Origin of the sequence: Leucobacter sp. USHLN153 (genome assembly GCF_037145615.1) — a bacterium.
Taxonomy (GTDB): domain Bacteria; phylum Actinomycetota; class Actinomycetes; order Actinomycetales; family Microbacteriaceae; genus Leucobacter.
The window spans coordinates 112,709-137,421 of the sequence record NZ_JBBCXE010000001.1 but is presented as its reverse complement, the minus strand read 5'-3'; the positions used below and the strand labels follow the sequence as shown (position 1 = coordinate 137,421).

Here is a 24,713-nt window from a genome sequence, read left to right as displayed (position 1 = left end):
GCCCGCCCGCATAGGCTGACCATATGACGCACATCGAAGTTCGCACTGTAGCGCTCGACGGCACTTCGGCGGAGCGGCTCGCAGCCGGTGGTCTCGAGTACCGCCAGGTCGACGCCGCTGACGACGCGGCCCTCGACGGATTCATCAGGGCCGCGGCACGCGGCTTCCTCGAGGCCGAGCCGAGCAGTGAGGCCCTGGTGCCGGCGCGCGCCGCGTTGGAGGGGCGCCGCCTCGTCGGAGTGTACGACGACGCGAGCCCGCAGCGAGATCTTCCGGTCGCGACGGTCTGCGGCTGGGCTACGCCGCTCACCGTTCCCGGGGGTGAAGTGCCGATGTGGGCGATCAGCGACGTGACGGTCGCTCCGACCCATCGTCGACGGGGCGTCGCGCGCGCAATGCTCGAGGGTGAGCTTCGGGCGGCGGCCGACGCGGGCCTCGCGATTGCCGGGCTGACGGTGTCGGAAGCGACCATCTACTCGCGCTACGGCTTCGGCCCGGCGACGTGGCAGACGCGCTGGAAGATCGACACGCGCCGCGCCGGATGGGTCGGGCCCGAAGCCGAGGGCTCACTGCAATTTCTCGATCAGGAGGGCACCGCCGCGGCGCTCGGCGAGTTGCACGAGCGCACGCGCCGCAGCCGCATCGGCGACATCGCAGCTTGGCCCGAGCGCTGGCGCCAAATCGCGGGAGCAAGCCCGGGAGAACCGCATGCATCGCGCGTCCGTGGCGTGCGGTTCGTCGACGGCTCCGGTGCTGTGCGGGGCGCAATGGCGTATCGCATCGTCGAGTCCGATGCCGACTGGGCGCGCTCGACCCTCGACATTCGCCACCTCATCGGCGAGACGGCGCCTGCGCGCGCGGCGCTCTGGCGCTTCGCGATCCAGCACGATCTCATTGGCTCGGTGAGCGCGGATCTGCGCTCCGTCGACGAGCCGCTTCCGTGGATGCTCGCCGATTCTCGTGCGGCCGAGCGGAAGGTTGCGGATCACGGCTGGCTGCGAATTCTCGACGTTCCGGCCGCGCTCTCGACCCGCACTCTCGCTGCGCCGCTCGCCATCACGATGCGCGTCACCGACCCGCTCGGATTTGCTGACGGCGTGTGGCTGCTCGAGGCCGACGGGGCAGGATCGTGCCGCGTCAGAGCCATCGGCAGCGACGAATCCGATATCACCCTCGGCGTGGCCGAGCTATCGTCGCTCTACCTGGGCGGTGCCTCTGCACGCGCGCTTGCGGAGGCGGGCAAGGTGAGCGGTGATGCGGACGCGCTCGGGGCGCTCGATGCGGCGTTGCGCGCGGACAGCGAACCGTTCTTGAGCATCTCGTACTGAGCGCCGGTTGCGCGCAGAGGCCGCCGAAGAATGTCGGTGGTCGCCCCTAGACTGAATGCATGACGACCCTCGCATTCACCAAGGGCCACGGCACCGGCAATGACTTCGTGCTGTTCAGCGATCCTGAGGGGGAGCGCCCGCTCACGCCCGAGCAGATCCGCTTCCTTTGCGATCGCCGCTTCGGAGTGGGCGCCGACGGGGTGATTCGCGCGGTTCGCTCGCGCGCGATTCCGGAGGGTGCTGCGAGTCTCGCGGAGGAGCCCGACGCGGAGTGGTTCATGGACTACTGGAACGCCGACGGAACACCCGCCGAGATGTGCGGCAACGGCGTGCGGGTGTACGCGCACTACCTCATCACCGAGGGGCTCGTCGCGCCCGAGCGCCGGGACACGCTGCCCATCGGCACGCGCGCGGGAGTGAAGGACGTGCTCGCCGGCGTCTCGGGGTACACGGTCGATCTCGGCCGCTGGCGGCTCGCCGAGGAGCGGCTCGTGGCGGCGCAGGGGCTCGAGGTGGCGCGGCCCGGGCTCGGCATCGATCTCGGCAACCCGCACGTAGTCACGGCGCTGGCGGATCCCGAGGAACTCGAAGGGCTCGACCTGCATCGGGCGCCCGCGCTGGACCCGGCGCCTGAGGCCGGTGCCAACGTCGAGTTCGTGGTTCCCGAGGAGCCGCTGATTAAGGACGGGGTCGCGCGGATCCGCATGCGCGTGCACGAGCGCGGCGTCGGAGAGACCTTCTCGTGCGGCACGGGAACCGTGGCGGCGGCACTGGCCTTCCGGCACTGGGGCGGCCCCGAGATGCCGAACCACTGGCGTGTCGACGTTCCCGGCGGGCGGCTCGCGGTGCGCATGTTCCCCACCGAGGAGGGGGAGCATGTGTCGCTGAATGGGCCCGCCGAGCTGGTCTACCGCGGGGAGATCGAACTGCCGTAGTCGGCGGACCGCGCTGATTCGCCGCCGTGGGCGGCGCCTTCACCCGACTTCGAAATGCGGTGCATTTCTGCTGGTCGGGTGCCCGCCGAGCTCGTGTATCGCGGGGAGATCGAACTGCCGTAGTCGGCGGACAGCGCTGATTCGCCGCCGTGGGCGGCGCCTTCACCCGACTTCGAAATGCGGTGCATTTCTGCTGGGCGGGTGCCGCTCACCGCTCGATGCGGATGATGTGGAAACCCTTGTCGCGGGCAGCGCGTTCGACGTGGAGGTCGGTGAACTCTGTCGCGATCCACCGCTGCAGTGAATCTGCACCCAGGTGCTTCGCGACGACGAGGTGCGCGATGCCGCCATCGGCGAGCCGGGGCAGCCAGAGGCGCAGGATCCCGTGGAGCGCCTCCTTGCCAACGCGAATGGGGGGATTCGACCTGATTTCCCCGAAACGCACGTCCTCCGGCACCTCCTCCGGGGCTGCGACGCGCACGTTCCGGGTGCTGAGACGCTCGGCGTTCAGGCGCGTGAGCTCGCGCGAGCGCTCATTCACATCCACTGCCCAGATCTCGCGTTCGGGCTGCTGCAGTGCGGCGCCGAGCGCGATCGGCCCCCACCCGCAGCCGATGTCGAGGAGCGGGCCGGTCCCAGCGCTTCCGAGGCTGCTCGCCTCCGGAATCTCGCGCAGCAGAATCGCGGTGCCCCGGTCCAGCTGTTCGGGGCTGAACACTCCGCCCGCGGTGACAACGCTGCGAGGCGCGCCCGCCAGCTCCACCTCGATCTCGCGGGGACGGAGTTCGCCTTCGGGGGAAGCGGAGAAGTAGTGCTGCGTCACGTATCCAGTATCCCAGTCGCAGCAGCCTGCGCCGCGCGCCTCTGCAAAGCGCCGGTGCCCTCGGGAAGCATCACACTGGGCGTCTTCAGGCGCCCAGTGCGTCCAAGTGCGCCTCGGGCGAACGCACGACGCGCCCGGGTGTCCGCGGCGTACACTGGGACCCAGATGACGAAACGTACTGCAGATGACACGGGCCTCGCAGTTGAGGACGCCCCGATGAACCCAGACTCTGAGGCCGAGACCCCGAGTCCGCTCGATCCGCTGGACCGGGTGCTTTCTCGCGCCGCGACGGCGGGGTCAGCCACGGTGATCCGCGACCTGACGAGCGGCGCGCAGGCCCTCGGCGATGAAGAGCACGATCAGCTCGCTGAGAATCTCGATGCGATCCGCATGGAGCGCGAGGATCGCGCCTCGCTGAAGCGCGTCGTGGGACTCTCGACCGAGCTCGAAGACGTGACCGAGGTCGAGTACCGGCAGCTGCGCCTCGAGAATGTCGTGCTCATCGGGGTCTACTCGCAGCGCACCACGGACGACGCGGAGAACTCGCTCCGTGAGCTCTCTGCGCTCGCGGAGACCGCGGGCGCTCGCGTGCTCGACGGCCTGCTGCAGCGGCGCGCGCACCCCGACCCGGCGACCTACCTCGGTAAGGGCAAGGCGCAGGAGCTCGCTGAGCTCGTTGCTGCGGTCGGCGCCGACACCGTGATCGCCGATACCGAACTCGCGCCCAGCCAGCGGCGCGCCCTCGAGGACGTCGTGAAGGTCAAGGTCATCGACCGCACGGCCGTGATTCTCGACATTTTCAGTCAGCACGCGAAGAGCCGCGAGGGCAAGGCCCAGGTCGAACTCGCGCAACTCGAGTACCTGCTCCCGCGCCTGCGCGGTTGGGGCGAGTCGATGTCTCGGCAGGCCGGCGGACAGGTCGGCTCGGGCGGTGCGGGAATGGGGTCGCGCGGTCCCGGTGAGACGAAGATGGAGCTCGACCGCCGGAAGATCCACACCCGCATGGCGAAGCTGCGCAAGCAGATCGCCGGCTTCGGACCGGCTCGTGAGGCGAAGCGCGCGAATCGCAAGCGCGGCGAGGTGCCATCGGTCGCGATCGCCGGCTACACGAACGCGGGGAAGTCGAGCCTGCTCAACCGGCTGACCGGGACCCAGGAGCTCGTGCAGAACCAGCTCTTCGCGACGCTCGACACCGCTGTGCGGCACGCCGAAACCGACGATGGGCGCCGGTTCACATACGCCGACACCGTGGGTTTCGTGCGGAATCTGCCTCACCAGCTCGTCGAGGCGTTCCGCTCGACGTTCGAGGAGGTGGCAGACGCCTCTGTGATCCTGCACGTCGTCGACGGTTCGCACCCTGACCCCGAGGCTCAGCTCCGCACCGTGCGGGACGTGATCGCCGAGGTCGATGCAAACGACATTCCTGAACTCGTAGCGTTCAACAAGGCGGATCTGATCGATGAGTCGCAGCGGCTCGTGCTGCACGGGCTCGCGCCCGACGCGGTGTTCGTGTCGGCGCGCACGGGTGAGGGTATTGAGGAGCTGCGGCGTCGCATTGATGCGGCGCTTCCGGTGCCGGATCGCGAGGTCGTCGTCGTGGTTCCTTACGACCGCGGAGATCTCGTTGCCGAGTTGCACGAGCGCAACCGCGTGCTCGAGACGGAGTACGTCGAGACGGGTACGCGCGTGCGCGCCTACGTGACCGCGGAGATGGCGGCGAAGCTCGAGCCCTTCCTGGGCTAGGGCGAGGGCTGGGGCACTCGCAGTTCGCGCTTGGGCCGGGCCCGTGCTGTCGCGCGCTCCCGTGAAAGTCTGGGGCGCTATCGCACCGCGTGCTGCACCAAACGGTCACCGGAACGCTGCGGGGTGCCTCTACACGGAGCGGAAGACCGCGACGACCCGGCCGAGCACTTCGGCGTGATCGCCGAGGATCGGCTCGAATGCGCTGTTTCGCGGCAGCAGCCAGGTGTGGCCATCGCGGCGCCGGAAGACTTTGACCGTCGCCTCGCCGTCGAGCATCGCCGCAACGATGTCGCCGTTCTCCGCATCGCGCTGCTGGCGGATCACGACGAAGTCGCCGTCGCAGATCGCTGCGTCGATCATCGAGTCGCCGACGACGCGGAGCATGAAGAGCTGTCCGTCGCCGACGAGCTGGCGGGGGAGCGGAACGATCTCTTCGACCTGCTGCTCGGCGGTAATGGGAACGCCGGCGGCGATCTGGCCGACCAGCGGCACGTAGGCCGCCTCTTCCGGCTGCTGGGCGGGAGCTTCTTCGAGCGCGCTCGTCGTTGACGCGAGCTCGATGAGGATCTCGAGCGCGCGCGGCCGGTTCGGGTCGCGCCGAATGTACCCACCGAGCTCGAGGCGGCTGAGCTGGTGGGTGACGCTCGAGAGCGAGGACAGGCCCACCGCGTCGCCGATCTCGCGCATGCTCGGCGGGTACCCGCGGCTCTCGACCGAGCGCGAAATGCACTCGAGGATCGCCTGCTGCTTCTCGGTGAGTGGCTTCATGGATCGGGGCTGGGCGGCGTCGCTCATCGCTGTCCTTTCTCGCCCCGCGGGGCTGCCTGGCTGGCGTGATCCATGAATGTCGGTGGTCCCTGGTTCAGTGATCCCGTTGGACGAAACCCTACCGGCGGCATTCGAACACCAGCAAACACATGTTCGAGTGTCGCTCGAGAAAATCGAAACTGATGTTCGATAGATCGCTTGTGGATCCGTTCATTCGAAGATATATTCGAAACAGATGTTCGTACGGGTTGCTCGGGCGAACTCGAAGACGAAGGGAAGCCATCATGAGTGCAGCTGTTATGAGCCCCACCATTATGAGCGCCGTCAACGTGAATGGCGCAGAGGTGCGGGAGACCGCGACGAAGACCGGGTCGCTGCGTTTGACGCGTCGCGGACGCGTGGTGTTCGGGGCGCTTGCGACCGTGCTCGTGGCGGGATTGCTCGCGGTTGTTGCCGCTTTCGCGGCGCCGGAGGCGATGGCGAGCGGCGAGGCACCTCGGGGTGATCAGTTCGAGTACGTCGTGGTGCAGCCGGGCAGCTCTCTGTGGTCGCTCGCCTCGCACCTTGACCCCGCTGCAGATCCGCGCGATCTCGTCTCAGAAATCGTGCGTTTGAATCAGCTTCCCGGTTCTTCAGTGCAGGCCGGGGATGCGATTGCGGTGCCGCTGCGCTACTCGGAGAACCCGCTCGTGGTGTCAGCGGAGGAGCTCGGCGCCTAAGGGGTGCTGCATGCGGGGCTGTGCTTCGCGGGGCAGCGGATCGGCCCTGCGTACGCGGCGGCGGGCGGTCCGTGTTCTCCGGCGTCGCCCCGTGATCGTGGGGCCTGCGTTCGGACGCGGGCACTGCTTAGTCGGCCTGGCGCGCGCTCTACACTATTGAGGTGACTAGTCTGAGCGATCTTCCTCTCCGTGAGAACCTCGTCGGCTTGCGGCCCTACGGGGCGCCGCAGGACCCAGTGCCGGTGAGCCTGAACGTCAACGAGAACACGCATCCGATCCCGGAGCACGTCGCCATTGACATCGTTCAGTCGCTTGCACGGGCCGTGACCGGGGTGAATCGCTACCCCGATCGCGAGTTCATGGAGCTCCGGGAAGCTCTCGCCGGCTACCTCGGCCACGGGCTCGAGGCGAACCAGATCTGGGCAGCAAATGGATCGAACGAGGTGCTCCAGCAGGTGCTGCAGGCGTTCGGCGGGCCGGGACGCTCGCTCCTGAGCTTCACCCCGACGTACTCCATGTATCCGCTGCTCGCTTCGGGCACCGATACGTCATGGATCGCGGTCGAGAGGCCCGCAGATTACGCGTTGACGCCGGAGGCAGTCGTCGAGGCGCTCAAGGAATACCGCCCCGACATCGTGATCCTGTGCGGGCCGAACAACCCCACCGGCACGCCGCTCGAGCGAGATGTGATCGAAGCGGCATACGACGCGTTCGATGGCATCCTCATCGTGGACGAGGCGTACCACGAGTTCGACGCCGAGCGCGAAAGCGCGGTCACGCTGCTCCCGGGGCGCCCCCGGTTGCTCGTATCGCGCACGATGAGCAAGGCGTTTGCTTTCGCCGGGGTCCGCCTCGGCTACCTCGCCGCGGACCCCGCAGTCATCGACGCGCTGCGGCTCGTGCGTCTGCCGTACCACGTGTCGGCGCTGACCCAGGCGGCTGCGACGGCGGCGGTGCGGCACGCCGACTCCATGCTCGCGACTGTCGCGGACATTCGTGCGCAGCGCGACCGCCTGGCAGCGGCGCTCGCGGAGCTCGGGTACGTCGTACACCCCTCCGGATCGAACTTCTTGTTGGTGGGCGGCTTCGCTGATCCGGACGCGACCTTCGAGGCCCTTCGCGCGCAGGGCATCCTGATCCGCAATCTCAGCATCCCCGGTCACTTGCGGATCACGGCGGGCACCGAGTCGGAGACGTCGACGGTGATCGAGGCGATCCGCGCGCTCGGGCCGGGCGGCGCACGTAGCTGAGCGCGGCTGAGCATACGGGCCGCAACGAACATCGGTCGACCAGATCAACCCGGATAGACTGGCAGTCATGAACGCAGCATCGCGCACGGCCGCGCTCGAGCGAGCCACGAGTGAGTCGCAGATCACCCTGAGCGTCAACCTCGACGGAACAGGTGCCTCGGATATCGACACGGGCGTGCCGTTCTTCGACCACATGCTGACCGCGTTCGCGCGCCACTCGCTGACCGACCTCACGGTGCGCGCGAAGGGCGACATCCACATCGACGTGCACCACACGGTCGAAGACACGGGCATCCTGCTCGGCCAGGCGCTGCTCGAAGCGCTCGGCGACAAGTCGGGCATCTCGCGCTACGGCGATGCGCTCGTCCCGCTCGACGAGGCCCTCGCGCAGGCGGTCGTCGACATCTCCGGTCGGCCGTACCTCGTGCACTCCGGCGAGCCCGCGGGCTACGAGTTCCACTTGATCGGCGGTCACTTCACCGGCTCTATGGTGCGGCACTTCTTCGAGGCGCTGACGCTCAACGCGCGTCTCACCGTGCACCTCAAGCTCATCGAGGGACGCGATCCGCACCACATCGCTGAGGCCGAGTTCAAGGCCTTCGCGCGCGCATTCCGGCAGGCGAAGGCCCTCGATCCACTGGTGACGGGGGTCCCGTCGACCAAGGGCGCACTGTGACCGCAGGCGACACCCCTCGCAAGACCGTGGTCGTCCTCGACTACGGCTCCGGCAACGTGCACTCGGCCGTGAAGGCCCTCGCGCACGCCGGCGCCGAGGTAGAGCTGACCCGCGACGCGCAGGCGGTGATGGAGGCGGACGGTCTGCTCGTTCCCGGCGTGGGCGCGTTCGACGCCGTGATGCGGCAGCTGCGCGAAGTGCGCGGCGACGAACTGATCGACCGGCGCCTCGCGGGCGGGCGTCCCGTACTCGGAATCTGCGTCGGCGAACAGGTGATGTTCGAGCGCGGCATCGAGCGCGGCGTCGAGACGGAGGGCCTCGGGCAATGGCCGGGTACCGTCCGCGAGCTCAGCGCGCCCGTGCTGCCGCACATGGGGTGGAACACCGTCGAAGCGCCTGAGGGCACGCGACTGTTCGCGGGCCTGGAAGACGAGCGCTTCTACTTCGTGCACAGCAACGCGGCGGTCGATTGGACGCTCGAGGGCCGCACCGAGGCCACTCGGCCCCTCGTTACCTGGGCGGAGCACGGCGAGCGCTTCGTCGCGGCGGTGGAGAACGGACCGCTGAGCGCGACGCAGTTTCATCCCGAGAAGTCGGGCGAGGCGGGGATCCGCCTCCTGCGCAACTGGATCGAAACGCTGTAGCGAGTCTACCGAGTCCACCGAGTCCACCGAGTCGGCAGGAACCGCGAGAGCGGACGCAAGCGAACGAATGCGCACGCAAGCACTGAACACGAAGTCGAGGAGAATCACCGGATGACTGAACTGACCGAGGGCCCGAAGCTGCAGCTGCTTCCGGCGATCGACATGGTCGACGGGAAGGCTGTGCGGCTCACGCAGGGCGAGGCCGGCACGGAGACGAACTACGGCAGCCCGGTCGACGCGGCGCTCGACTGGATCGATCAGGGTGCCGAGTGGATCCACCTCGTCGATCTCGACGCGGCGTTCGGCCGGGGCAGCAACGTGTCGGTCGCTCGTAAGATCATCAAGCGTTCCGGCTCGGTGAAGATCGAGTTCTCCGGCGGCATTCGCGACGACGCTTCGCTCGAGGCCGCACTCGACATGGGCGCGACGCGCGTGAACCTGGGCACCGCGGCGCTGGAGAACCCGGAGTGGACACAGGCGGTGATCGCGCGCTTCGGCGAGCAGATCGCGGTCGGGCTCGACGTGCGCGGTGAGACTCTCGCCGCCCGCGGCTGGACCGAAGAGGGCGGCAACCTCTGGGACGTGTTCGCGCGCCTCGAGGAGGCCGAGTGCCCCCGCTACGTGGTCACCGACGTGACGAAGGACGGGACCATGCGCGGCCCGAACGTCGACCTCCTCGCGAAGGTCTGCGCGCGCACCGACCGTCCCGTCATCGCATCGGGCGGGGTGTCGAGCCTCGACGACCTCGCGGCGCTGAGGCAGCTCGTCCCGCTCGGCCTGGAGGGTGCGATCGTGGGCAAGGCGCTCTACGACGGCGCGTTCACGCTGCCCGCGGCCCTCGACGTCGCCGGCCGGTAACCGAGTGAGCGCCTGAGGCGAACCGGCATGGCGATCAAGAAGCTTCCCTCCACTGGCGACGCCCCGCGTACGACCGGCGTGCCCGAGAGCCTCGTCGCGGGCGGCGAGAGCGATTCCGCGGGCTTCCCCTGGGCGGGCCGCACCTTCGACCACCACGACACGGCATTCGCCGGCGACGACGGATCGACCCCGCCCGCGGTCGCGGCGCTCATCGAGTCGGTTCGGGCGGCGGTCGCCGATGCGCGCGGCGTCGCGACGGCAGGTGACTACTGGGACGCGGTACGCCGCACTGCTGACGCCCACGCCGATGCGATCGCGGGGCTGGGGAGCGAGCGCTTCCTCGTGCCGATGCTGGCGGAGGCCGGCGAGCTCGGCACGACGCCTGACGGCCGCACGGTCGAGAAGTCGCAGGAGCTCGCGATCGTGACGGTGGCCGGGCCCGACGGACGACGGGTGCTTCCGATCTTCTCGTCCGTCGAGACGCTTCGACACTGGAACGCCGAGGCGCGCCCCATTCCGGTTCCCGGGTCGCAGGCCGCGCTCGCTGCGGCGCAGGACGGCACGGAACTCATCATCATCGACCCGGGCACCCCCGAGCGCGAGTACGGTGTACGCCGACCCGCGCTCGAGGCTCTCGCGCTCGCGCAGCGAATCGTTCCGGCCTGGGCCGACGCCGAGGTGCAGCGGGAGTTCGCGGGCTTCGGCACCGCGGACGCCCGCATCGAGGCGCTGTGGATCGCGCCGGGGGAGCTCGAGAACCGGCTGCTCGAGCCCGAGATCACGGTGCTCCTGCGTCTGGCGCCAGGGGCCGAGCAGGAGCGGGCTGAGGTGCTCGCCGAGCTGCAGCAGCGCATTGCTGCCTCCGAGCTCGTGGCGGATCGCGTGGACTCCCTCGCGCTGCGCCTCCTCCAGGCCTGACCGGCCGCTGCGCCCGCGCCAAACCTCAGTAGCGCATCACAGGTTCACGAGCACGATGTAGCAGGCGGTACCGGCGATGATGCTGAGGAGCGCGCGACGCTTACTGAGCAGGTGCACGGCAACGGTGACGGCGGTCGCGGCGAGCACCGCCCACCACCTGCCCGGATCCGCCGCGACCTGATCGCGAAGCACGACGACGGCGAGGATGAGCAGAATCCCCGCGGGCATCCACCTGCCGAGCGCCGCGACGAATCGGGAGCGTCGCAGCGGCTTCAGAATGGCGAAGGGCAGTGCTCGCAACCCGAGAGTGATGAGCCCGGCGATGACCACCGCTGCGATGAGATACGTCACGGACGTCGCGTCAGGCATCGCGGTCCTCCTCGACGACGGACGGAGAGGCGGCCTCGTCGGGCGAAACCGCAGCAGCGCGGGATCGCGTGAGCGCGTAACGCCCCGCCAACAGGGCGGTGAAGACGATGAGCGCTGCGAGGAGCGCCTGGTCGGGTGCGGCGAGGAATGCGACCCCGACCGAGAGCAGAGCGAGGAGCGCCGAAGGGACCTCGCGCTTACCGCGCACGGCGTCGAGCGTCATCACCACGAAGAGCGCGACGAGCGCGAACTCGAAGCCCCTGATCGGGTGAGGGAGCGCGCGGGCGATGAGCACTCCGACGAGCCCGCCACCCACCCAGTACGCCTGCATCGCGAGCTGGCCGGTCACCATGCGCGCGGAGGAGAGTCGGGACTCGGGGAGCAGGACGTAGGTGGCGTACGCCTCGTCGATCATCGCGTACACGGAGTAGGCGCGGGGGAGCCCCGGCCGCACGCGCGAGATCGGGAAGGAGAACGCGTAGAAGACGTGCCGGAAGTTCACCGCGAATACCGTCACGGCGATCGTGAGGAGCGGGGTCGCGGCTGCGAGCATGCTCACCAGGAGCAGTTCGACGGACCCGGCGAAGATGCCGACCGAGAGCGCGGGTGCGAGCCACCAGGGCAGCCCGGACTGCACGACGAGTACGCCGAGGGCGACGCCGAGCGGTGCGATCCCGATCCCGACACCGAGTGAGTCACTGAGGCCCGCGCCGATCTCGCGCCGGGTGCCGCGCCGGGCGCTCTCCTGCTGCGCCATTTCTGTCTCCATCACCCCAGTTCGGCGAATCGCGTGCGGTGGGCGGCGGATCCGCTGCGAGCGGGCAGTGCCCGCCGTGTGCCGCAGCCTCCGGGTGCCACCGCCCGGTCAGGCGAACACACGACCCGCGACTGCGTTACCGGCCGCCACCCGCGTGCGACGCGCGTTAGTTGACCGGGCCGGTGTACTTCTCGCCCGGGCCCTTGCCCGGCTCGTCGGGGATCGCGGAGGCCTCGCGGAAGGCGAGCTGCACCGAGCGGAGGCCGTCGCGCAGCGGGCGCGCGTGCGAGTCGCTGATCTCGGGCGCACCCGCGGTGATGAGCCCCGCGAGAGCGTTGATGAGCTTGCGCGCCTCGTCGAGGTCGGTCTGCGACTCGGGATCGTCAGCGAGTCCGCACTTCACCGCGGCCGCGCTCAGCAGGTTCACGGCGGCGGCGGTGATCACCTCCACAGCGGGAACGTCGGCGATGTCGCGCGTCGCCTGGGCGATACCGTCGGCGTCAGCCGCCATCTCGGGGGCTGCGTCCTGGGAGGAGTCGACGGAGTGCTCGCTCATGTCGTCCTGTTCTGTCGAGGTAGGTGTGCTACCATTGGTTCGGTTCTCGGCGTTTTGCCGGGATACGGAAGAGGAGATTCTCCCACCCGGCACCGTTCCAGGTTACCGGGTCGTTGACACCCCGTCGGTTCACCGACAGCTTGATAAAGGGTGTAGGGCAGCGCGTGCGCGGCCCTGGTCTCAATTTCCGTGGCTCCGCGAAGGAGCGCCCACCCATGAGATCAGAGGAGCCGGCGATCAGCGATCCCCGTACGAATGACAAAATCCGCGTCACCGAGGTGCGACTGGTAGGACCCAGTGGCGAGCAGGTCGGTGTCGTGCCGATCGAGACTGCGCTGCGCCTCGCGGCGGACGCCGATCTCGATCTCGTTGAGGTATCCCCGAACTCGAAGCCCCCGGTTGCCAAGATCATGGACTTCGGGAAGTACAAGTACGAGGCTGCCCAGAAGCAGAAGGAAGCTCGTCGCAACCAGGCGAACACGGTGCTCAAAGAGGTCCGTTTCCGTCTGAAGATCGACAAGCATGACTACGAGACCAAGACGAAGCGTGCGGTGGGATTCCTTTCGCAGGGCGACAAGGTCAAGGCAATGATCCTGTTCCGCGGCCGCGAGCAGTCGCGCCCCGAGATGGGTGTCCGTCTGCTGCAGCAGTTCGCAGAGGATATCGCGGAGTTCGGTGTCGTGGAGTCGAACCCGCGCATCGACGGTCGCAACATGGTGATGGTGATCGCCCCGATCAAGAACAAGTCCGAGGCCAAGGCCGAGCTTAACGCTCGCCGCGCCGAGGAGAAGGCCACTCGTCGTGCCGATAAGGCCACCGGAGCCTCGGACGGCGAATGAACTGCGGCGCGCGGCTGATCCGCTGCGCGCACTCGCAACCCGCGGCCGTGAGGCTCGCACACAACAAGGAGAAATCGATGCCCAAGCAGAAGACCCACTCGGGGGCCAAGAAGCGCTTCAAGCTCACCGGCTCCGGCAAGCTGATGAAGCAGCAGGCCGGCATGCGCCACAACCTCGAGGTCAAGGCCTCGAAGCGCAAGCGCCGCCTGAACGCTGAGCAGGTGCTCGCCAAGGGTGACGCCAAGCAGGCGATGAAGCTCCTCGGCCACTGAGCCGACGCGAGCGCACAGCTTTCATCTGAGAATTTTCGTAAGGAAGAACTGAAATGGCTAGAGTCAAGCGGGCGGTAAATGCCCACAAGAAGCGTCGCGTTATCCTCGAACGCGCCGAGGGCTACCGCGGTCAGCGTTCGCGCCTGTACCGCAAGGCAAAAGAGCAGGTTATCCACTCGCTCGTTTACTCGTACAACGACCGTCGCAAGAAGAAGGGCGACTTCCGTCGCCTGTGGATCCAGCGCATCAACGCTGGTGCTCGCGCGAACGGCCTGACCTACAACCGCTTCATCCAGGGCCTCGGCCTCGCGGGTGTTGAGGTTGACCGCCGCATGCTCTCCGAGCTGGCCACCAACGAGCCCGCCGCCTTCGCCGCGCTCGTCGAGGTCGCGAAGAACGCCCTCCCCGAGGACACCTCGGCTCCGAAGGCTGCGTAAGCAGTAGCTTCCTTCGTCGAAGACCCCCGCCTCCGTTCGGAGCGGGGGTTTTCGCGTATCGCCGCCGCGCACGGCCCCGCGAGCGCGCCAGTAGGCTGAGGGGATGAACGACGAGATCCTGAGCAATCCGAAGTCCGAGCGCGTCCGCAGAATCTCGTCGCTCGCGCGGAAGAAGGATCGCCAGGCGCACGGTCGCTTTCTCGTCGAGGGACCGCAGTCGGTGCGGGAGCTGCTCGCGTATCGGGCGGAGCTCGTCGAGACTGTCTACACGACGCTCGGCACGGAGCCGTGGCAGCGCGAGATCGACCGACTGGCCTCCGACGCGGGGGTGCGGATCGAGCGGGCCACGCCCGAAGTGATCGCCGCTATGGCCGAGACCGTGCACCCGCAGGGCGTCATCGCCGTCGCGCGGATGTGGGAGGCGGACGTCGCCGAGGTACTCGCGGGGGCACGACTCGTCGCGATCCTGCACGAGATTCGCGACCCGGGTAACGCCGGCACGGTGCTCCGCGCGGCGGATGCGGCGGGAGCGGACGCGGTGATCTTCGCGGGTGCGAGCATCGATCCCTTCCACCCGAAGGTTGTGCGCTCGACCACGGGCTCGCTCTTCCATCTGCCGGTCGCCGTGGCGGAATCCCTGGAGACCGCGGTCGACGCGGCGCAGCGGGCTGGGCTCGTGACGCTCGCCGCCGACGTGCGCGGCGCCGACCTGCTCGAGGCGCGCGCGGAGGGGACGCTCGCGGGCCCCGTCGCCTGGGTGTTCGGCAACGAGGCCCGCGGCCTCACCGAGGAGGATCGCGCGCTCGTCGGGCGCTCGATCAAGCTCCCCATCTACGGCGCCGCCGAGTCTTTGAACCTCGCGACCGCCGCGAGCGTGCTGCTCTACGAGACGGCGTTCGCCCAGCGCGCCTGACTCAGCGGAACAGCGCCGCACCGAGCGCGTCACCCGGCGCGAAGCCCGGGAGGATCGCGTAGACGGCGGAGCCCGTGTGCTCGATCCACTCGTTGAGGAGGTCGAGTTCGTCGAGGCGGCGCTGGATCGGCACGAACTGCGTCAGCGGGTCGCGTTGGAAGCACGCGAACAGCAGGCCCGACTCGGTGCCGTCATCGAAGTTCGCCGACCGCCTCACGATGCGCTCGGCAGGGTCGCTCGAGTGCGCTCGCCGCGCGTGCGCGAACGCGGGGATCACCGGGAGGCCTGCCGCATTCTTCGCGTCGAAGTCGATCGGCGTGTGCTCGCTTCCGCCCGTGAGCGGGGCGCCGTCCGAGAGACGTCGGCCGATCGAGAGTTCGCGCCCGGGTCGGTCAACCCGGTCCCAGGTCTCGAGACGCATGCGGATGCGGCGCAGCACGAGCGCGGTGCCGCCCGCGAGCCAGGCGGTGTCGGGTTCCGTTTCGGGCCGCGTGTCGGGGTCCGCCTCGGGCGCCGACTGTGAGGCGCCGCCCGCGATCCATACCAGCCCATCGAAGTCCTCGTCCTCGGGCCGCGGATTCACCGTCTCATCGACCTGCCCCATGAGGTTCCGCATCGTCGCCCCGGCGGCATCGGCGCCGCGCGCCTGCCGAAAGCCCTGCTGCGTCCACAGCGGATCGGCGAAGCCGCGAATGTCGCGATCGAGCATGCGCGCGGCGTGCGCGATGGGCAGTGGATCGTCCGCCTGCATCAGCATGAGCAGATCGCCGCCGTCGTGCCTCCCGTCGAGGGCGTCGCGGTCGAACGCGGGAAGCGCGCCGAGCCATGGGGGACGCCGCGCCGGATCCACTCGCTCCACGAGCTCGCGCCCGACGCCGATCGTCACTGTGAGTCGTGCCGGCCGCGCGGCGAGCTCCGGCTCGGGGTCGGCGAGCGGCGCGGTGCCCGCGGTGAGCCCCTCCACATCGTCGGTGAGCACGCGGAAGAGCCGCTCGAGCGCCGCGCGATCCGTCTCGGGCCGCAGCGCATAGGCGACGTAGCGCAGGTGCGCCGCCGGCACCGTCGCGATCCCCGCCTGGTGCGGCCCGTGGCAGGAGAGAGCCTCCCCGCCGAAGCCGGGCAGATCGCCGCCCGCGCCCGCCGAGGTCTCGACGGTGTCGTCGATACCGGTAAGCCGCGGCGCGTCCGGCTCACTGTGGCGGCGGATCGCCACGGCGCCGAGCGTGCCGCCCACCCCCAGGGCAGCCCCGAGACCGAGCGCCGCACCCACGCTTACTGCGCCCCCGGTGAGCAGGGCGCGGCGCCCGATCTTGGCCGGGGGTGGCTGCTCAGCGGTCACTGCCCGTGCTCCGAGTCGTGCTCCGTGGAGCCGTCGCCCGAGTGACCCGAACTGAGTTCCTCGTTCTGCGACTTCGGGGCGCCGGATTGCGGTTCCCCGTCCTCGTAATGCTCCTCGGCCCCGGCATAGTCCTTCGCGAGCACCGTGGCGGTCGCCTCGGTGTCGTCGTCGAAGGTGAGCGTGACGGTGACCTCGTCGCCCGCGAGCAGCGCATCGTGCAGGTCCATGAGCATGATGTGCGTGCCGCCCGGTTCGAGCGTGAGGATCTCGCCTGCTGGGATGGTGAGCCCTCCCTCGACCTCCCGCATCTCGGGCGTCGCCCCGCTCATCACGGTCTCGTGAAGTTCGGTGCGACCGGCAACGTCGGTCTCAGCGCCCACGAGCGTGAGGTCGTGCGCGTACGGATTCGAGATCGACCCGAAAACGGCTGACATGCCGTCGCCCGCCTTCGCCCAGCCGTCCGAGAGCGTGACCCTCGGTTCGGCGAGTTCAGCGCTCGAAGCCGGCACCTCGGTGACTGCGGGCATGGCGCCCGCGCCGCCGGCGCATCCCGCGAGCAGGAGCGACGCGGCGAGGAGCAGCGGAGCGGTCGCGAGGCGCGTCGCGCGTCGCGCTCCCCGAGAATCGTGGGCGGCGCCGTGAGCGCGAACTGGGGAGACAACGGGCGAGTCATCGGCGGCGGCGATGGTGTGGGAACGGAAGCTGAGCATGATCATGCCTTTCGGGCAGGGGTGCGACGGATGAGTACGAGGGTGATGACGGCGGCCGCGGCGAGCGCTGCGGCCCCGAGCGATACGCCGAGGAGGAGCCGGCTGCCGGGCGCGTGGTCGGCTTCGCTCGCGGCGGGGTCGGGTGAGTCGGCGGATCCCGTGGCGTCGAGACTGGCACCGATCTGCAGAGTGGTCGCCTCGAGCGCGGTAGCCTCGACGATCGTCGAGGTGCCGTCGCCGCTGGTCACGAGCCCGAACGCCCCCTCGATGGGGTGCCCGTCGCTCGAGACGACCCGCCAGGAGGCGAGGGCCTCACCCTCGGGCAGTGGAAGACTGAGCGGCTGCTCGACGTCGCGGCCATGCACCGCGGGGTCGCCGTCGGTGAGGGTCGCGCCGTCCTCACCCCGCACGGTGATCTCGGTGCCGACGGCGATCAGATCCGCGCTGAACGTGAGGCGAACTGTTTCCGTCGATCCGCTCTCCGGGTCCGACACGATCGTCGTGTCGACGAGCTGATCGTGGGCGTGTGCGGGGGTCGGTGCGAGGATCGGCGCCGAGCCCAGAGCGAGCGCGACTGCGATGGCGAGTCCAACGCGAGAGGCGCGGGCGCCGCTGGCGCGCCCGACCGCGCTGGCCCGACCGACCGCGCTGACGCTGGGAGGGGGTGAAGCGAGGTGTGCGCGCGCACGGGCGCGCCGCATGGTGGGGGAATGCATGAGGGTCTCCGAAATTCTCCGGCTCGGCCGGAAGCGCTCGCGGGCGGTGCGCACGGCAGTGCGTGCGAAGGTGCGTCGGGCTGTGCGTACGGCGGCGCTCGGCGCTGCACTCAAGGCAGTGCACGGCGCAGAATGCAGGGCATCGACTGCCAGCGCCGAGTGAACAGCGCTGAACGCACAGCGCTGAACGCACAGCGCCGAATGCACGGCACCGAGTGCCCTGCGCCGGAAGCAGGCTCAGGGCAGGCCGAACAGCCGCGCCCCTACCCGCCCGCGAGCTGGTGGATGCTGAGTGGTGGGTCAGGCAGCAGCCGGAGGGCCCCGGTGCGTGATCGCCGACGCGACCCAGAGTCGAAGACGGGGGAGCGGGAAGTCGGTGAGCGGGAGCGCGGAGCGGGGCGCGGTCGGAACGGACAGCGCGCGTGGGCGCTCGAGCGGAAGCGCGCGCAGCATGAGGCGCAGGAGGCCGAGCACGGCGCGCTCGCCGCGGTGCAGGAGCGTGATCGTCAGCGTCGCCGCCACGAGGTGCGCGATCCACATGGAAGCATTTGCCGTGCCCGCCGAGGCGAGCTGCGGTGCGAACGAGGTGACGGCCCGAAGGTGCTCGGCGTGGGCGGGCTCGGGACTGCCGGAAGCTCCGCCTCCAGCGATCCTGCCCCCGAGCCCCGCGAACGACCAGTGATAGAGGAACTGCGCGAGCAGAACGGCCGCCGAGAGTCGCCAGAGCGAGCCGAGCCGCCCGGCGAGCGCGGTGCAGATGGGGAGCGCGAGCACCATCGTCGCGACGACCGCGATACAGGTGACAGTGCCCCCGACGAGCGCGTGCGATGCGGCGGCGAGGAGCGTCGCGGCACCCGCAGCCGCGGCCCCGCGTAGCGTGCGTGCGGCTCGGGAGACGCCGCGCGAAGCCGCGAGCACATCGCTCCCGCCACGGCGTGCTGGCCGAAGCTGGGGTCGCCGCGCAGGCCGCCCCACGGAGCGCCGCCGAGAGTGCATGGGCTCATTGTAGCTAGCGGATCCGCCGCCGAGTCGACACGGGGAACACCTGCGGTAGCGTGCGCTCGACTCCAGCACGACGGCGGGGTGCGAGCGGACCGGATCGACGCGCCTCCGGCCCGGTAGGATGAATGCTCGTGGCAGAGACGAATCCCATCACCCAGGAAGCGGCCGATGCAGCGGTCGATGCGGCGCTCGCCGCATTCGCTGCGGCAGGCTCAGTCGCCGAGCTGAAGGCCGCGCGCACCGCGCACGCGGGCGAGGGCTCGGCCATCGCGCAGCTCAACGCGCAGATGCGCGCGGTGCCGAAGGACGAGAAGGCCGCGACCGGCAAGCTCATGGGTCAGGCGCGCGGACGCATCGAGGGTGCGTACCGGTCGCGCGAGACCGAGCTCGCCGCCGCCGAGGCCGCCGAGCGCCTCGTCGCCGAGACCGTCGACGTGACCGCGGCGCCCGTGCGCCGCACGGCCGGGAGCCGTCACCCGCTGACGCAGCTCCAGGACGAGGTCTCCGACGTCTTCATCGGCATGGGCTGGGAGATCGCGGAGGGCCCCGAGATCGAGCACGAGTGGTTCAACTTCGACGCGCTCGGCTTCGATCCCGACCACCCCGCCCGCGCGATGCAGGACACCTTCTTCGTGGAGCCGGCCGACCGCCACCTCGTGCTGCGCACGCACACCTCGCCCGTGCAGATCCGCTCGCTGCTCGGCCGCGAGCTGCCCGTGTATGTCGTCGCCCCGGGACGCACGTACCGCACCGACGAGCTCGACGCGACGCACACCCCGGTCTTCAGCCAGATCGAGGGCATCGCGATCGACCGCGGCCTGACCATGGCCCACCTGCGCGGCACGCTCGAGCACTTCGCCCGCCAGATGTTCGGCGCCGAGGCCGAGATCCGCCTGCGTCCCAACTTCTTCCCCTTCACCGAGCCGTCGGCCGAAATGGACGTGTGGCAGCCGCACGCGAAGGGCGGCGCGCGGTGGGTCGAGTGGGGTGGCTGCGGCATGGTCGATCCCAACGTGCTCGCCGCCGCGGGCATCGATCCCGACGAGTACCAGGGCTTCGCGTTCGGCATGGGCATCGAGCGCACCCTGCAGTTCCGCCACGACATCAACGACATGCGCGACATGGTCGAGGGCGATGTCCGTTTCAACCGTCAGTTCGGAGGACTGGTCTAATGCGCGTTCCGCTCAGTTGGCTCGGCGAGTTCGTCTCGCTTCCCGAGGGCACCACGCCCGAGCAGGTGCACGCCGATCTCGTGCGCGTCGGCTTCGAAGAGGAGTCGATCCGCCGCTTCGACGTGACCGGCCCCGTGGTCGTGGGAGAGGTGCTCTCGCGCGAACCCGAGGAGCACTCGAACGGCAAGACCGTGAACTGGTGCCAGGTGCGCGTGGCTCCCGAGGGGCAGCGCGCAGCGGACGGTGGCGAGGACGTGCGCGGGATCGTCTGCGGTGCCCACAACTTCGACGCCGGTGACAAGGTCGTCGTGTCGCTCCCCGGCGCGGTGCTGCCCGGCGGCTTCGCCATTTCGGCGCGCAAGACCTACGGGCACGTCTCGGACGGCATGATCGCCTCGGCGCGCGAGCTGTCGCTGGGCGAGGATCACGACGGCATCATCGTGCTGTCGCGTCTGGGACTCGATCCCGAGGTCGGGGAAGACGCCAAGGCGCTGCTCGGACTCTCTGACACAGCCGTCGAGATTAACGTCACCCCGGACCGCGGGTACGCCTTCTCGATCCGCGGAGTGGCGCGCGAGTACGCGCACGCGACCGACGCGGAGTTCCGGGATCCCGCGGCTGCGGTGACCCCCACGGCCGCGAGCGGCTTCTCCGTGCGGATCGACGACGCGGCGCCGATCCGCGGTCGCGTCGGTGCCTCCGGTCTCGTGACCCGGGTGGTGCGCGGGATCGACCAGTCCCGGCCGACGCCCGCGTGGATGATCTCGCGCCTGCAGCTCGCGGGGATCCGCTCGCTCTCGCTCGAGGTCGACATCTCGAACTACGTCATGCTCGAGCTCGGTCAGCCGCTGCACGCCTACGACCTCGCGAAGCTGACCGGCGGCATCACCGTGCGCCGAGCCGCTGCGGGGGAGACGCTCGTCACGCTCGACGGGCAGGAGCGCACGCTGCACCCGGAAGATCTCGTGATCGCCGACGAGTCTGGCGCGATCGGCCTCGCGGGCGTCATGGGCGGCAACTCGACCAAGGCCGATGACGGCACTCGCGACGTGCTCATCGAGGCGGCCACGTTCGACCCGATCTCGATCGCGCGCACCGCTCGTCGGCACAAGCTGCCGAGCGAGGCCTCGAAGCGCTTCGAGCGCGGTGTCGACCCGCTCGTCGCGCGCGCCGCGGCGCAGCGCATGGTCGACCTCCTGGTCGAACTCGCGGGTGGAACGGCCGACGATCTCGGCTCCGAGACTGTCGCCGATTGGAGCCCCGTCGAGGTGCGCCTGCCGCTCGCGCGAGTGAACGGTCTGCTCGGCACGGATTACACCGACGAGGAAGCCCGTCGGGCCATCGAAACGATCGGCTGCACGATCGCCGAGGGAGCTGCGGGCGAGCTCGTGGTGACCGCACCCAGCTGGCGCTCGGACCTCAGCCGACCGGCGGATCTGATCGAGGAGGTCGCGCGGATCGTCGGGTACGACCGCATCCCCTCGGTGCTGCCCGTGGCACCCGCTGGCCGCGGCTTGACGCGTGAGCAGCGCCTGCGCCGTCGCGCGGCCAACATCGTGACCGCCGCGGGGCTCGACGAGGTGCAGAGCTACCCGTTCGTGTCGCAGGCGCAGCTCGATGCGTTCGGCGCGGGTGCCGAGTCGACCTCGGCGGCCGAGGCTGGTGGTGCGGCGAATAGCACCGCCGCGGACGCGCCCGTGAACGGGATCAAGCTCGCGAACGCGCTCGACGCGCAGGTGCCGTTCCTCCGCCGCTCCCTGCTCCCCGGCCTCGTGGTCGCCGCGCAGCGCAACGTTTCCCGTGGCCTCACGGACCTCGCGCTCGTCGAGCTCGGCCTGGTCTTCGAGCCCAATGAGGGCGGCAGCGAGATCGGCACGGAGCAGGTGCCACCGCTCGCGGAGCGGCCCTCGGACGTGGTGCTCGCGGAGCTGAACGCCTCGATCCCGAACCAGCCGCGCCGCGCCGCGGGCCTGCTGCTCGGTGACGCCGTGCCGAAGCAGCCCGGCGAGGCCCCGCACAGTTACGACTGGTCCGACGCTCTCGACGCCGCGCGCACGCTCGCGGGCGCTGTGGCGGCTGAGCTCGTCGTCACCCAGGGGGCGCACCGCGCCTTCCACCCCGGCCGTACGGCCGAGCTCGCGATCCGCGTGACCGACGGCTCGGACGTCGACGGCGACGAGGGCGGCCTCGTGGTTGTCGGCGTCGCCGGCGAGCTGCTGCCGGAGCTCGTCGCCGAGCACCACCTGCCCGGTCGCGTCGCAGCCTTCGAGCTCGACCTCGACCGCCTCATCGAGTTGGCTCCGCGCCAGCCCGAGACGGCGCAGCTCTCGACGTATCCCGCGGCGACGCAGGACCTCACGCTGGTCGTCGCCGACGACGTCGCCGCGGGCGATGTGCTCGCGGTCGTTGTCGCCGGCGCGGGCGACCTGCTCGAGGACGCGCGCATCGTGGACGACTACCGCGGCACCGGCATCGAACCGGGGACCAAGGCGCTGACGTTCGCGCTGCGCTTCCGCGCGGAGGATCGCACGCTCAAGTCCGAGGAGGCGAGCGAGGCGAAACTGGCGGGTGTGGCAGCGGCCGAGCTGGCCTTCGACGCGAAGCTCCGCGACTAGGCGCGAGGCAGACGTGCGGATTGCGGTAGCCGGCGGCACCGGCACGGTCGGGCGCTTGACGGTCGACGTGGCTCGAGAGCTCGGTCACGAGGTGCGGGTGCTCTCGCGGGCGACGGGGGTCGACCTCGTGTCGGGATCGGGACTCGATCTCTCGGGTGTCGCCGCCGTGATCGACGCGTCCGGCACGACAACGACCTCCGCGCCGCGCGCGCGCGCATTCTTCTCCGCGACGAGCCGCCACTTGCTCGACGCGGGAGGGCGCGCGGGCGTGGGCCATCACGTGGTGCTCTCGATCGTCGGCTCAGATCGCGCGCCGCACGGCATGTACGCGGGGAAGGCGGAGCAGGAGGCCGTGGTTCGGGCGAGCAGCGTGCCTTGGACGGTGCTGCGGACCACGCAGTTCCACGAGTTCGCCGAGCAGATGATCGACCGCATGAGAATCGGACCGTTCGTCGGTGTCCCGAACATGCGGTCTCAGCCCGTCGCGGCGCGCACCGTTGCCGAGCGGCTCGTGTCGCTCGCGGTGGGGGAGCCGGCCGGAGTCGCCCCGGCGCTCGCGGGGCCGCGCGAGGAGCGCATGGTGGACCTGGTGCGTCGTGTGCTCTCGCACCGCGGAGATCGCGCGCGGGCGCTCGAGGTTCCGCTGCCCGGGGGCTTCGGGCGCGCACTGCGCGATGGCACGATCCTGCCCCGCGATCCCGATCACCCGGAAATCGCGGGCCCGTCGTTCGCGGACTGGCTCTCCAGGCGCTGAGTCCAATCGGACACCCGCGGAGCCGCGTGCTCGCGCTCTGAGCGCTGCGCTACTCAGCCTGGCGCGGCGCGAGGCTGAACATCCAGGGAACGCCGAAGCGGTCCGCGAGCATGCCGAAGGTGTCGCCCCACGGTGCCTGCTCGAACGGCTCGCGAATGTGCGCGCCCTGCGACATGCCCTCCCACAGCGCCTGAATCCGCTCGGCGTCGTCGCCCGACACGCACACTGAGCTGCCGAGCGATGCGGCGTCGGGGGAGTCTGCCATCGAGGCCGGATAGTCGGCGGCCATGATGACGAGCCCGTCCTCGGTGTTGATCTGCCCGTGCATGATCTTGTCGGCTTCGCTCGGGTCGCCCATCATTCCGGGGATCGAGTCGTAGGTCATGAGGCGAATCTCGCCGCCGAGCACCGAGTGGTAGAACTCGAGCGCCTCGCGCGCGTTGCCGTGGAAGTTGAGGTAGGGGTTCAGATTGATGGTCACGGGACGCTCCTCGCCGTTCGGGGAGCCCGCCGCTGGACTCCTGCGGATATTGTGCCTCCGGTGCGCCGAAATGTCACCGCTCGGCTCGCGACTCGCCCTTGCCGAGCCCAGGGAGGCGGCGGATACTGGGACCAGCGTGCTGCGGGCCTGAGTGTGCAAGGCGGCTTGGCAGCGCGCCCATCTGGCAGTGCAGCCGAAGGAGACGGATCATGCCTCACCAGTACATCGTGCCGAATATCTGGTGCCAGGGGAACGCGGAGGAGGTCGGCCGGTTCTATAGCGAGGTGCTGCCCGATACGACCTCGGAGGTCGCCGCGCGCTATCCCGAGACCGGACTGCTCGACTTTCAGCAGGATTTCGCCGGGCTCCCGCTCATGGTGACGGTGACGGTCCGCGACTTCAGACTCTCGCTGATCAATGCCGGTCAGGAGTTCGCGCCGAACCCCGCGATTTCGTTCTTCCTCATGTTCGGCCCAGTCGGCTTCGGCGGACCGGAGGGCGCTCGGGAGGCGCTCGACCGCGTCTGGGCTGGCCTCGCTGATGGCGGCGAGGTGCTGATGCCGCTGCAACAATACCCGTTCAGCGAGCGCTACGGGTGGGTGCAGGATCGCTTCGGCGTGAGCTGGCAGCTCGGTCTTTTCGATGAAGACGGTGCGGATCCGCCCTTCGTGATGCCCGCACTCCTCTTCGGCGGTCCCGCGCAGAATCGGGCGGTCGAAGCGCGCGCGAAGTATGCGGCGGTCTTCGGCGACGACTTCGAAGCGGGCGACGCCTTTCCGTACGGCGAGCAGACGGGACCTGCGACCCCGGACGCGCTCATGTACAGCGAGTTCCGCATCAAGGGGGTGCCTTTCACCGCGATGGACTCCGGCGTCGAGCAGGATTTCAGCTTCACGAGCGGCGTCTCGCTCGAGGTGCACTGCGCGGACCAGGCCGAGATCGACCGGCTGTGGGAGGGGCTCTCGGCGGCGCCTGAGGCCGAGCAGTGCGGTTGGCTCGCCGATGAGTTCGGCGTGAGCTGGCAGATCGTGCCCGCGAACATGGGCGAGCTCATGGAGCACCCGGGCGCGTTCGAGCGCATGCTGCAGATGAAGAAGATCGTGATCGATGAGCTGTGAT

Annotated in this window: 27 protein-coding genes; 17 read left to right on the top strand and 10 right to left on the bottom strand. The window is 69.6% G+C overall.

Features of this window, described 5'->3' with window-relative positions; translation table 11 throughout:
- Positions 1-23 precede the first annotated feature (23 nt).
- Together WFH00_RS00610 and dapF are read left to right on the top strand one after the other, a co-directional pair.
- Positions 24-1,328 (top strand): GNAT family N-acetyltransferase, encoded by a 1,305-nt coding sequence (locus WFH00_RS00610; RefSeq protein WP_336658594.1) that lies wholly within the window; start codon positions 24-26, stop codon positions 1,326-1,328.
- Positions 1,329-1,387: 59 nt separating this feature from the next.
- Positions 1,388-2,263 (top strand): diaminopimelate epimerase, encoded by an 876-nt coding sequence (gene dapF / locus WFH00_RS00605; protein WP_336658593.1) that lies wholly within the window; start codon positions 1,388-1,390, stop codon positions 2,261-2,263.
- A gap of 208 nt (positions 2,264-2,471) precedes the next feature.
- Here the strand turns inward: dapF and WFH00_RS00600 are convergent, their stop codons facing one another.
- Positions 2,472-3,086, bottom strand: a complete 615-nt coding sequence (locus tag WFH00_RS00600; RefSeq protein ID WP_336658592.1) for a class I SAM-dependent methyltransferase — start codon at positions 3,084-3,086, stop codon at positions 2,472-2,474.
- A gap of 216 nt (positions 3,087-3,302) precedes the next feature.
- Here WFH00_RS00600 and hflX point away from each other — a divergent pair, with 216 nt between their 5' ends.
- Positions 3,303-4,829: a GTPase HflX gene (hflX, locus tag WFH00_RS00595; protein WP_336659160.1), complete on the top strand. Its 1,527-nt coding sequence runs from the start codon at positions 3,303-3,305 to the stop codon at positions 4,827-4,829.
- 129 nt (positions 4,830-4,958) lie between these two features.
- Here hflX and lexA read toward each other — a convergent pair whose 3' ends face one another.
- The gene (lexA, locus tag WFH00_RS00590; protein ID WP_336658591.1) at positions 4,959-5,624 is read right to left on the bottom strand and encodes a transcriptional repressor LexA; all 666 of its coding nucleotides are present in this window, start codon (positions 5,622-5,624) and stop codon (positions 4,959-4,961) included.
- 257 nt (positions 5,625-5,881) lie between these two features.
- On the opposite strand from lexA, the gene WFH00_RS00585 reads away from it, so the two are divergent.
- The 6 genes from WFH00_RS00585 (at position 5,882) to WFH00_RS00560 (ending at position 10,662) form a co-directional block, all read left to right on the top strand.
- Positions 5,882-6,316: a LysM peptidoglycan-binding domain-containing protein gene (locus WFH00_RS00585; RefSeq protein WP_336658590.1), complete on the top strand. Its 435-nt coding sequence runs from the start codon at positions 5,882-5,884 to the stop codon at positions 6,314-6,316.
- Between the two features lie 161 nt (positions 6,317-6,477).
- Complete coding sequence (locus WFH00_RS00580) at positions 6,478-7,566, top strand: histidinol-phosphate transaminase (protein WP_336658589.1); 1,089 nt, start codon at positions 6,478-6,480, stop codon at positions 7,564-7,566.
- 67 nt (positions 7,567-7,633) lie between these two features.
- Positions 7,634-8,242 (top strand): imidazoleglycerol-phosphate dehydratase HisB, encoded by a 609-nt coding sequence (hisB, locus tag WFH00_RS00575; protein ID WP_336658588.1) that lies wholly within the window; start codon positions 7,634-7,636, stop codon positions 8,240-8,242.
- On the top strand, positions 8,239-8,886 hold the full coding sequence (gene hisH / locus WFH00_RS00570) for an imidazole glycerol phosphate synthase subunit HisH (protein WP_336658587.1): 648 nt from the start codon (positions 8,239-8,241) through the stop codon (positions 8,884-8,886). The genes hisB and hisH overlap by 4 nt, the downstream gene beginning before the upstream one ends.
- A gap of 111 nt (positions 8,887-8,997) precedes the next feature.
- Positions 8,998-9,744: a bifunctional 1-(5-phosphoribosyl)-5-((5-phosphoribosylamino)methylideneamino)imidazole-4-carboxamide isomerase/phosphoribosylanthranilate isomerase PriA gene (gene priA, locus WFH00_RS00565; RefSeq protein WP_336658585.1), complete on the top strand. Its 747-nt coding sequence runs from the start codon at positions 8,998-9,000 to the stop codon at positions 9,742-9,744.
- Positions 9,745-9,771: 27 nt separating this feature from the next.
- The gene (locus tag WFH00_RS00560) at positions 9,772-10,662 is read left to right on the top strand and encodes an SseB family protein (protein WP_336658584.1); all 891 of its coding nucleotides are present in this window, start codon (positions 9,772-9,774) and stop codon (positions 10,660-10,662) included.
- Between the two features lie 36 nt (positions 10,663-10,698).
- Here the strand turns inward: WFH00_RS00560 and WFH00_RS00555 are convergent, their stop codons facing one another.
- The 3 genes from WFH00_RS00555 to WFH00_RS00545 form a co-directional block, all read right to left on the bottom strand.
- On the bottom strand, positions 10,699-11,031 hold the full coding sequence (locus tag WFH00_RS00555) for a branched-chain amino acid transporter permease (protein ID WP_336658583.1): 333 nt from the start codon (positions 11,029-11,031) through the stop codon (positions 10,699-10,701).
- The gene (locus WFH00_RS00550) at positions 11,024-11,788 is read right to left on the bottom strand and encodes an AzlC family ABC transporter permease (protein ID WP_336658582.1); all 765 of its coding nucleotides are present in this window, start codon (positions 11,786-11,788) and stop codon (positions 11,024-11,026) included. Before WFH00_RS00550 ends, WFH00_RS00555 begins: the two co-directional genes overlap by 8 nt.
- A 166-nt stretch (positions 11,789-11,954) precedes the next feature.
- Positions 11,955-12,299 carry a DUF1844 domain-containing protein gene (locus WFH00_RS00545; RefSeq protein ID WP_336659159.1) on the bottom strand — a complete coding sequence of 115 codons (345 nt, stop codon included), beginning with the start codon at positions 12,297-12,299 and terminating at the stop codon, positions 11,955-11,957.
- 260 nt (positions 12,300-12,559) lie between these two features.
- Here WFH00_RS00545 and infC point away from each other — a divergent pair, with 260 nt between their 5' ends.
- From infC to WFH00_RS00525, 4 genes are all read left to right on the top strand, one after another.
- Positions 12,560-13,183 carry a translation initiation factor IF-3 gene (gene infC, locus WFH00_RS00540; protein WP_336658581.1) on the top strand — a complete coding sequence of 208 codons (624 nt, stop codon included), beginning with the start codon at positions 12,560-12,562 and terminating at the stop codon, positions 13,181-13,183.
- A gap of 77 nt (positions 13,184-13,260) precedes the next feature.
- Positions 13,261-13,455: a 50S ribosomal protein L35 gene (rpmI, locus tag WFH00_RS00535; protein ID WP_010156662.1), complete on the top strand. Its 195-nt coding sequence runs from the start codon at positions 13,261-13,263 to the stop codon at positions 13,453-13,455.
- A gap of 53 nt (positions 13,456-13,508) precedes the next feature.
- Entirely contained in the window at positions 13,509-13,892 is a 384-nt protein-coding gene (gene rplT, locus WFH00_RS00530) for a 50S ribosomal protein L20 (RefSeq protein ID WP_200115437.1), read from the top strand.
- A 103-nt stretch (positions 13,893-13,995) separates the two neighbouring features.
- Entirely contained in the window at positions 13,996-14,805 is an 810-nt protein-coding gene (locus WFH00_RS00525) for a TrmH family RNA methyltransferase (protein WP_336658579.1), read from the top strand.
- A 1-nt stretch (position 14,806) separates the two neighbouring features.
- Here the strand turns inward: WFH00_RS00525 and WFH00_RS00520 are convergent, their stop codons facing one another.
- The 4 genes from WFH00_RS00520 to WFH00_RS00505 all read right to left on the bottom strand — a co-directional run bounded on the left by WFH00_RS00520 (position 14,807) and on the right by WFH00_RS00505 (position 18,566).
- The gene (locus tag WFH00_RS00520; protein WP_336658578.1) at positions 14,807-16,144 is read right to left on the bottom strand and encodes a Dyp-type peroxidase; all 1,338 of its coding nucleotides are present in this window, start codon (positions 16,142-16,144) and stop codon (positions 14,807-14,809) included.
- Positions 16,141-16,854, bottom strand: coding sequence for a copper chaperone PCu(A)C (locus WFH00_RS00515; RefSeq protein ID WP_336658577.1), 714 nt, complete (start codon positions 16,852-16,854; stop codon positions 16,141-16,143). Before WFH00_RS00515 ends, WFH00_RS00520 begins: the two co-directional genes overlap by 4 nt.
- A gap of 2 nt (positions 16,855-16,856) precedes the next feature.
- Positions 16,857-17,570 (bottom strand): copper resistance CopC family protein, encoded by a 714-nt coding sequence (locus WFH00_RS00510; RefSeq protein WP_336658576.1) that lies wholly within the window; start codon positions 17,568-17,570, stop codon positions 16,857-16,859.
- Positions 17,571-17,870: 300 nt separating this feature from the next.
- Entirely contained in the window at positions 17,871-18,566 is a 696-nt protein-coding gene (locus WFH00_RS00505) for a hypothetical protein (protein ID WP_336658574.1), read from the bottom strand.
- A gap of 137 nt (positions 18,567-18,703) precedes the next feature.
- Between WFH00_RS00505 and pheS the strand changes: the two genes are divergently transcribed.
- From pheS to WFH00_RS00490, 3 genes are read left to right on the top strand one after another with little or no spacing between them, the layout of a single operon-like run.
- Positions 18,704-19,744, top strand: a complete 1,041-nt coding sequence (gene pheS / locus WFH00_RS00500; protein WP_442918758.1) for a phenylalanine--tRNA ligase subunit alpha — start codon at positions 18,704-18,706, stop codon at positions 19,742-19,744.
- The gene (gene pheT, locus WFH00_RS00495) at positions 19,744-22,359 is read left to right on the top strand and encodes a phenylalanine--tRNA ligase subunit beta (protein ID WP_336658571.1); all 2,616 of its coding nucleotides are present in this window, start codon (positions 19,744-19,746) and stop codon (positions 22,357-22,359) included. The genes pheS and pheT overlap by 1 nt, the downstream gene beginning before the upstream one ends.
- Positions 22,360-22,372: 13 nt before the next feature.
- Entirely contained in the window at positions 22,373-23,113 is a 741-nt protein-coding gene (locus WFH00_RS00490) for an SDR family oxidoreductase (protein ID WP_336658570.1), read from the top strand.
- A gap of 49 nt (positions 23,114-23,162) precedes the next feature.
- Here the strand turns inward: WFH00_RS00490 and WFH00_RS00485 are convergent, their stop codons facing one another.
- On the bottom strand, positions 23,163-23,594 hold the full coding sequence (locus tag WFH00_RS00485; protein WP_336658568.1) for a VOC family protein: 432 nt from the start codon (positions 23,592-23,594) through the stop codon (positions 23,163-23,165).
- A gap of 209 nt (positions 23,595-23,803) precedes the next feature.
- Between WFH00_RS00485 and WFH00_RS00480 the strand changes: the two genes are divergently transcribed.
- The gene (locus WFH00_RS00480; RefSeq protein ID WP_336658567.1) at positions 23,804-24,712 is read left to right on the top strand and encodes a VOC family protein; all 909 of its coding nucleotides are present in this window, start codon (positions 23,804-23,806) and stop codon (positions 24,710-24,712) included.
- Position 24,713: the final 1 nt, after the last annotated feature.